Source organism: Syntrophorhabdaceae bacterium, assembly GCA_028713955.1.
In the GTDB taxonomy this organism is placed as follows: Bacteria; Desulfobacterota; Syntrophorhabdia; order Syntrophorhabdales; family Syntrophorhabdaceae; genus UBA5609.
Genome location: JAQTNJ010000261.1, coordinates 1 through 4,290, shown reverse-complemented (window position 1 = coordinate 4,290; position 4,290 = coordinate 1). Strand labels below are relative to the sequence as shown.

3 protein-coding genes are annotated in these 4,290 nt (G+C 46.1%); all 3 read left to right on the top strand.

Features of this window, described 5'->3' with window-relative positions:
- On the top strand, nucleotides 1–2,552 hold a 2,552-nt coding region (locus tag PHU49_15295; GenBank protein ID MDD5245372.1), incomplete at its 5' end, for an efflux RND transporter permease subunit.
- A gap of 62 nt (nucleotides 2,553–2,614) precedes the next feature.
- Nucleotides 2,615–2,905: a hypothetical protein gene (locus tag PHU49_15290; protein MDD5245371.1), complete on the top strand. Its 291-nt coding sequence runs from the start codon at nucleotides 2,615–2,617 to the stop codon at nucleotides 2,903–2,905.
- A 16-nt stretch (nucleotides 2,906–2,921) separates the two neighbouring features.
- Nucleotides 2,922–4,067: a metallophosphoesterase gene (locus tag PHU49_15285; GenBank protein MDD5245370.1), complete on the top strand. Its 1,146-nt coding sequence runs from the start codon at nucleotides 2,922–2,924 to the stop codon at nucleotides 4,065–4,067.
- The last annotated feature ends 223 nt before the right edge of the window (nucleotides 4,068–4,290 follow it).

Below are 4,290 nucleotides of genomic sequence, written 5' to 3'. Positions count from 1 at the left end.
GCGCGCTCGCAAGGGGCAATATTGAACTGCCGGGTGGATCGATTGAGGGAGATACAAAGGAATACACGGTAAAGGTCAAGGGTGAATTTCCAACCATCCAGGACTTTAATAATCTCATCGTAGGTTACAGCAAAGGGGCTGCTGTCAGGATTAAAGATGTGGGACGTGCCGAAGACGGCATGGAGGAAAAACGGACGATTGCGCGTTTCAACGGGATAAACTCTGTGAACCTTGGCATCCAGAAACAGTCAGGCACAAACACCGTTGAAGTTGTAAACCGGGTCAAACAGGAGCTCAAGACGATAAGGAAGACGTTGCCTGCGGGGATGAACCTCGCAGTAGCTTTTGACCAGTCAGACTTTATAAAACGGTCTATTAATGATGTCCAGCACCACCTTATCTACGGAGGCATGTTTGCGATCTTTGCGGTCCTGATCTTTTTAAGAAATATTAGAACAACTTTGATAAGCGCTTTAGCCATACCGACTTCCGTCATCTCGACCTTTGCCATAATGAATATCTTTGGCTTTACATTCAATAATATGTCTATGCTTGCCCTCTCACTTTCGATCGGCATTCTCATCGATGATGCGATTATCGTCATAGAGAATATTCACAGACACATCGAAGATGGTATGACCCCACGGGAGGCTTCGTTTTTTGCGACATCGGAGATAGGGCTTGCGGTTTCGGCAACAACACTTGCAATAATAGTAATATTTATCCCTGTTGCGTTTATGAAAGGGATAATAGGAAGGTTTTTCTTTCAGTTTGGCCTTACCGTTGTATTTGCCGTAATGGTTTCATGGTTTGTTTCGTTCACCCTTACGCCAATGATGTCGTCATTATTTCTGAAAAAGCGTGAAGATCCGGAGGTTAATAAAACCGGTGAAAATAACCCCGGGTCTTTTTGCAGCAGATTAACCCGCCACCATTATCTGAAAAAGATATCCGATATGCTTGAAAGGGAATATGAAAGGTTAGAGGGACAATACAGGACAATCCTTGCGTTTGCCCTCAACCACAGGAAGATGGTGCTGAGTATTGCTATTATTACATTTGTCCTCAGCCTTTCCCTGACAAAGTTTATAGGCAAGGAATTTGCTCCTTCAGAAGATCAGAGCAGGTTTGTCGTCAGACTGCAGACCCCTGTTGATTATTCGGTCGAGGAAGTCGACCGTATGTGCAGGCGTGTTGAGGAAATAGTGAGAAAAGTCCCTGAAGTAACTACAATCCTTTATTCACAGGGCGGCGGCGCAACGAGGGAACTCAACAGGGCAAATCTGATGATTAATCTGAAGCCAAAGTCTCAAAGAAAAAAGAACCAGGAACAGATCAAGACGGAGATAAGAAGATTATTGAAAGGCGTACCCGGACTCAGGGCCTCCGTTGAGAATGTGTCCATGATCGGAGGGGGGCAGAGACAGACAGCGATTCAATACAGCATAAGAGGCCTGGATCTTCAGAATCTCCAAATATATACACGTGATATTGTGAAACAGTTTTCAAAACTTCCAGGTATTGTTGATCTCGATACCTCCCTTGAAACGGGCAAGCCCGAAGTACGTGTATTGATAGACAGGGATAAAGCGGCCGACCTTGGTGTAGATATTGCGACAGTTGCCGAGACAGTTAATTTTCTCATAGGCGGGGAGGTTGATGTCACCAAGTTCAAGGATGAGGCAAAGGGCAGGCGCTATGATGTCAGGGCACGATTGATACCCGGGGACAGGGTGAACCCTGATGATATCGGGAAGGTATACGTAAGGGCGAAAGATGGAAGGCTTGTGCAGCTTGCGAATATTACCAGCTTTCAGGAAGGCGGAGGATCGAGTATCATCAACAGGGTCGACAGGCAGAGGGCCATCACGGTTTTCGCGAACCTCGAGAAGACACCTCTCGGTCAGGCCAAGGATGAACTCGACAGGATATCGGCGAATGTCCTTCCTTCGGGCTATTCAGGACGGTATAAGGGCCAGGCGGATATAATGACAGAGGCTTTTGGTTACTTGATGTTTGCCATGATGCTCGGTATAATAATGGCATATATGGTCCTTGCTGCACAATTCGAAAGCTTTGTTCATCCCTTTACCGTTCTGCTTTCTTTGCCATTTTCCTTTATCGGGGCCTTTGGAGCCCTTCTGATCTTCGGCAAAACGTTAAATATTTTCAGTTTTATAGGGCTTATCCTCCTTATGGGTCTCGTAAAGAAGAACGCCATCCTGCTCGTTGATTATACAAACGTGCTGAGAGAAAGAGGTATGTCAAGAAAGGATGCGCTCTTGCAGGCTGGCCCCGTGAGACTCCGGCCCATACTCATGACGACTTTCGCGATGATAATGGGTATGATGCCTATAGCCATCGGGATAGGGGAGGGCGCTGAAACCCGTTCGCCAATGGCGCTTGCAACGATAGGCGGTCTCCTGACCTCGCTGCTTCTCACGCTTGTTGTCGTTCCGGTGGCATATGACCTTTTCGACGAGCTGCAGGGGAGGTTCTTTAAGAGAACAGTTAAGAGTTCGGAATTCGGGGCTCAGAGTGAAAAGGAGTAAAATTTATCAAAGCCTGCCCAGGATCGCAAGCCCGATACTCCGAACCACACTGGAGGTGCGATATGAAAATGCTTGTCGTTGTGTATAGCGATTCTGTCGATGAGGCTGCCTTGATTGCCTTTAAAAAGGCTGAAATAAAAGGATACACGAAGTGGAAAGAGGCTTACGGTGAAGGGACTGAGACAGAGCCTAAACTTGGAACTCATTACTGGCCGGGCAAGAACAATGTCCTTGCCGTTGTCGTTGAAGATGAGAGGGTCCCGGTAATCAGGGAGGTCATAGAAAAACTTAAGCAGGAGCATCCAAAAGGAGGGATAAAAACATTCATTCTGCAGGTCGAAGATACGATCTGAACGATAGATATAAGTTATGACCCTCTTTCTGATCACTTTCCTCTTTCTTTACGGTACCCTGCATTTTTATGTATTTGTAAAGCTGCAATCTGCCTTTCATCTTAGATTTGTTCCTAACATCTTCATCATAATCTTCATGGCGATAATGACCCTTGCCCCTTTTGCGGTGCGCCTCGCGGAAAGGGCAGGCCATGAATCGTTTGCGCGCTTCATGGCCTATGCGGGATATACCTGGATGGGCATTATTTTTCTCTTTTTCTCTTTGTCGGTCTGCATCGACATCCTACGTATGGTAATCCATTTTTCCGGTTACATATTGAAGAGAGATCTTTCTTACCTCACATCGGCTTACCGGTTATTTTTCATAATACCCATGATATATGCGCTGCTCGCATCGGCATACGGTTACCGGGAGGCAAAGAATATTACCGTTGAAAAAATAGTCATAAAGTCACCAAAGATTTCGGAATCTGTTGGAAAGGTTACGATCGCGCAGATTTCAGATATACACCTTGGCCTTATCGTAAGGGAGGAAAGATTAAGGCTCATAACGGATGCGGTTAAAAAGGCAAACCCTGATATACTTGTCTCTACCGGCGATCTCGTAGACGGACAGATAGACAGACTGAACGGACTCATAGGAATGCTGGATGAGATAAAACCCCGTTACGGAAAGTTTGCCATAACGGGTAATCACGAATTCTACGCAGGCATAAAAAAATCCCTCGATTTTACGCAAAAGGCAGGATTCAGGATGTTAAGAGGAGAGGGGATAACCATCGGAGGGGTTATCAATATTGTCGGTGTTGACGATATCGCCGGCCTGCCTTTTAACTATGTTGAAATCCCGGAAAGGATACTGCTTTCGAAGTTTCCGCAAAACCTTTTCAAGATTCTCCTGAAGCACCGGCCTGTCGTTGAAGGAAGTGCGGCAGGATTGTTCGATCTGCAGCTCTCAGGTCATACCCATAAGGGTCAGATATTCCCTTTCAGGTTTGTGACAAAATTATTTTTTCCCTTGTACACGGGATATCACAGCTTGCCACGGGGGTCAAAACTCTATGTCAACAGGGGTTCCGGAACATGGGGCCCTCCTATCCGTTTTCTGGCATCTCCTGAAGTAACGGTTATTGAACTGCTGTATTCTGCTGATAAGAACTAAAAACCCTAAAAACAGGCAATCTACAGTAAATGAAGGACAATTTCCATGATGACCTGCCCCCCCCCCAAAGCTGGTCCATACAAAATGTTAGTTTTCTGGCAAAATAGACAAGGAGGATTTTGTCATGAAGACATCGAAGTTCACAGAAGAACAGATCGCCTTTACACTCAAGCAAGCTGAACTGGGGACACCGGTGAAGGAGGTAATCAGGAAGGTGGGCATC